The sequence below is a fragment of the Caldithrix sp. genome (assembly GCF_056497305.1).
The window spans coordinates 1-3,964 of the sequence record NZ_JBSMDE010000107.1 but is presented as its reverse complement, the minus strand read 5'-3'; the positions used below and the strand labels follow the sequence as shown (position 1 = coordinate 3,964).

Below are 3,964 nucleotides of genomic sequence, written 5' to 3'. Positions count from 1 at the left end.
AACGTTGTTAAAGGGCCAACAAGCCGCAGGAATTTACGAAGTTGTGTTTGACGGCAGCCACCTGGCCAGCGGCGTGTACATCTACCGTCTGGCCACAGACAAAGGCTTTTCGCAGTCTAAAAAAATGATGTTGATTAAGTAAAAACTCAAAAACAGCGCGGCGTTCCTTAACTAACGGTGTTCAACAGCGCCGCGCTGTTTTTTTCACAGGTCTTTGAAATGAAAGAACGCTTAAAATACAAGGGATTCCTCATTTCATTTTACGAGAATAGAACGACCGGCTCCACCGGCTCCCACTGCCTGGGCATAACTTGTCCTTTCATAAAATAATTTTTATTAAAAAAAAGTTCTTCTGTACATTTGTGGTAATAACTTATTTTCTATAGTCAATTAATGATTGCGACTCTGCTGCCTCAATTATTGCTCTATAAGATTGTCATTAAAATTTTGGGGGATATTCAGGTTTATGGTGCCCAAACTGGAAAGTCGATTGGACAATCATTTAATAACATTGCAATGAAGGCTAAAACGTCATAAGCAAAGGAAATACCTCATCCCGCTTTGATGGAAGAGAGTAATACACGCGCCACGTTTCCAGTCTATAGTGTCAGGCAATTTATGATTAATCGAGCTCCTCCAGAAATGCTTTTATCTGTTTTTTCATGGTAAAAAATATTTCGGCCTGCAGCAGGCTCTCGGCTACCTTCCGGGCTTCCTCTTTTCTGCCAAGTTTGGCCAGGACCCTGGCCTTTTTAAATGCCGTCTTGAACTGATAGGGATCTTTTGCCAGCGCCCGATCATACTCGGCAAGCGCTGAATCGAATTGCGCCTTTTTGCTGAACCAATCGCCCAGCAAATCATATCCCGTAAAGTTCTCAGGTTGTAAGGCAACTATCTTTTGAAAACAGCGTCGTGCCTGTGCGTACTCTTCCTGAGTCAGATAAAACAATCCCGCTTCACGTAGAATGTTCAAACTGTCCGGCGCTCGATGCAAAGCCTGCTCATACAGCTTTCGGCTTTGATCCATTTCTTTTTTCTTCTTCCAGAAGCGGGCTTTCAACAGCAAAGCACGCAATGAATCTTCCTGCTCTACCTCCTCAATAAACGCTCTGGCTTTTTGCTCATCTCCGCCGGCAATACCAGGCGCCATCAGGTAAAACATGAACAATTTTTCCTTGACCTTTACATTGTGCGGATCCCATTCTATTGCCTTTAACCAATACTGTTTAATTTTTTTCACGATTGTCAGGGCGGAGAATAGATTGGCCGTTTGCGCTTTAACGGAGTAGATGTCGCCAAGCCATTCATAAAAGCGTCCCTTATTCTGCGCTTTTTGTAACCCAGTTTCTGCAAAATTCAAAGCTTCATCGATTTCCCCCTGCAATAGTTTAATAACACTCAGATAATACAACGCGTCTGGATCATCCTGATGGGCCTGCAGGCGCGCAAAAGCCTGTTTAAAATGGTGCTCTTTAAGCAATTGCTCAGCTTCTTTAATGTATTGAGATTGACCGGCCCACAAAACGGACAAAGAAAAACCAAAAACAATGATGAACGTACGCACCTGACCTCCTACCGTTTTTTTAGAAAATTTCCCTCAAATGCCTTAACATTTTAGTGTGTAAAAGTCTGACAGTCACAGTCCCCTCTGCCACAAAGGGCAAGAGGAAGAAACAGTACTAAAAAAATCATGGCGCCTTTTGCAGTTGAATGTTCTCTAATAGCCAGCTCATCTCCGCCTTAGTTTTTGGCTTGCCATAAAAAATAACGAAATTTTAGTCGACTTGTTGCTAATCTTTTACCCTAAAAAGTATTTACCAATAACCAGAAGATAACTAAATTTGCGAACAAATTAAATTTTGACCAAACAAAAATGAGCATTTAAGCGTAAATTTTAGCAAATTTAACCATCCGCTTTTCAATCAAAAACGAAAAGGGCTTGTACCATGCGAACCATCATTTTACTCATTGGTCTGATCCTGGGCAGCCTGTCTGCCGGAAACATTCATGTGCTCACACTGGAAAAGGCGCAGCAGCTGGCCCGTCAGAATAGTTTTAAAATGCGCTCGCTGTTAGAAGATTTCAAAATTGCACGCTTTGAATTAAGGGCCGCCCGCAATCGCTTTAAAACCCAGGTAAGTTTGCAACTCGATGTTCCGGATTACAGCGAAACAATCAGCAGCCTGCAAGACAGCAGCGGGCTGCACTATTTTCCCTTAAAACAGGCGCGCTACAACGCCAGCCTGCAAATTGAGCAGCCTTTACCCAGCGATGGATTTTTGTACCTGACCTCCGGCATATTCCATGTACAGGACTATTTTTTAAAGGAACAGTCGTTCCGCTTAAATACACGCATCGGCCTGGAACAGCCTTTACAATCTTTCTATTCCTACAATCGCATTCAATCGACCTTAAAAATGGCCGAATTGAATTACCGTCTTTCAGAAAAACAGTTACTGCGCGCACAATTGGATCTGGAATATGAAGTTGCCCAGGCCTTTTATGGCCTGTACTCGGCTCAGGAACGTAAAAATATCGCCTTGCAGACTCTGAAACAACAACAGGATGCCTTTGAATTGGCCCGCAATAAATTTAAAGCCGGGGTCATTGCAGAAGTAGAGGCCCTGCAAATGGAGGTCGATCTGGGAGAAGCGCAAAACAATTTTGATTTGTCCCTGGTTGAGGTGCAACAACAGGCAGATGCCCTGAAACAATTGTTAAATATCAGTTTACAGGACTCCGTAGTGCTTAACAGCGATTTGAGTTACCCAATCATCACAGTTGACGTGCAAACTGCCTTGCAGTACGGATTGCAAAATCGCCTGGAAATTCAGGAGAAGGAAATCGCCCTGGAGCAACAAAAGATCAATTTGAAACGCATCGGCGCCGAAAGCCAGATCCAGGGAAAAATATCAGCTTATTACGATTTTATTGGCGTTAAACAGGATCCACGTACCTTTCTGCTGAACACGACTTTCCAGAATGCCTGGGAAGAATTAAAGCGCCGTCCGGGCAATCGTGGCATTGCTCTGTCTATTACCATTCCTCTGTGGGATTGGCATGTAAACAGAAACCAGCTATTAGCCCAAAAAGCCCGAATACGCCAGCAGCAATTGGCACTGGAAGACCTTAAAGTAACCATCAAACGGGACATTTTAAACACGGTTATGGAGCTGGAAAACAGTTTGAAACGTCTGCAGTTGTTAGAAAAAAACGTCGCTGTGGCCGAAAAAAGTTTTGAAATCAGCAAAAAGCGTTTTGCCAACGGAGACATTAACAGTCAAGCTCTGGCTCTGGATCGGAACCGCTTGAGTCAGGCTTACAATTCGCGGTTAAAGGCGCTTATTTCTTACAAACTTCTGCTGGCAGATGTCAAACGCAAAACATTTTATGACTTTGTCCACAAGCATCCAGTGAGCCTGGATGAATATCTGAAGATGGATTGAAATCAGTAGTTATTGTAAGAGGATTGAGTGTTAGCCTTTTGAGATTTGTTTAGAATACTTCCCTTAAAAGATCTAATCCCGCCACAGCGGGATGCGAAAATTTTTATGCTATGTGAGGGAGTAAAACTGTTTAATTGTTGATTTGTTGAATTGTAGAATGGTTTAATGTCCCGTCACAGAGAATCGGGATTTCCGCTGCGCTAAAACAGGCTGCGCCTCGCCAGACTGGCCAGTCCCCGGGATTCGGAGTTTTCGCTTGCATGGGAACAACATTTGTGTAGGTGTTAGGGCAAGTCTCGAGCTGAAGCTCGAGTTACGTCTGAAACGGGATTAAGAATGACATGCCGGCACAGACCTTCACCGCCTGGGCAATACTTGCCCTTTCACAAAATAATTCGTGAGTCCACTCTAAAAAGGTATTATTATCGAATTTTATTTAAATTTGCCTATTGTTTTTATTTAAATTACATCAAATATCTTCGTGTTAATCCGTGAAATTCGTGGTTTTTATACTGAAC

General features: G+C 43.0%; 2 protein-coding genes. One reads left to right on the top strand and one right to left on the bottom strand.

All coding sequences use genetic code 11. From position 1 onward, the window contains the following. Positions 1-622: 622 nt before the first annotated feature. A complete protein-coding gene (locus tag ACWB0I_RS09140; protein ID WP_479387752.1) occupies positions 623-1,564 on the bottom strand; it encodes a tetratricopeptide repeat protein in 942 nt (313 codons plus the stop codon). A gap of 382 nt (positions 1,565-1,946) precedes the next feature. On the opposite strand from ACWB0I_RS09140, the gene ACWB0I_RS09135 reads away from it, so the two are divergent. Then, positions 1,947-3,446, top strand: a complete 1,500-nt coding sequence (locus tag ACWB0I_RS09135; protein ID WP_479387751.1) for a TolC family protein — start codon at positions 1,947-1,949, stop codon at positions 3,444-3,446. Positions 3,447-3,964 lie beyond the last annotated feature (518 nt).

What these genes read in the sequence shown, in the direction of transcription:
- ACWB0I_RS09135 (WP_479387751.1), top strand. Translation starts at nt 1,947, where the DNA reads ATGCGAACCATCATTTTACTCATTGGTCTGATCCTGGGCAGCCTGTCT.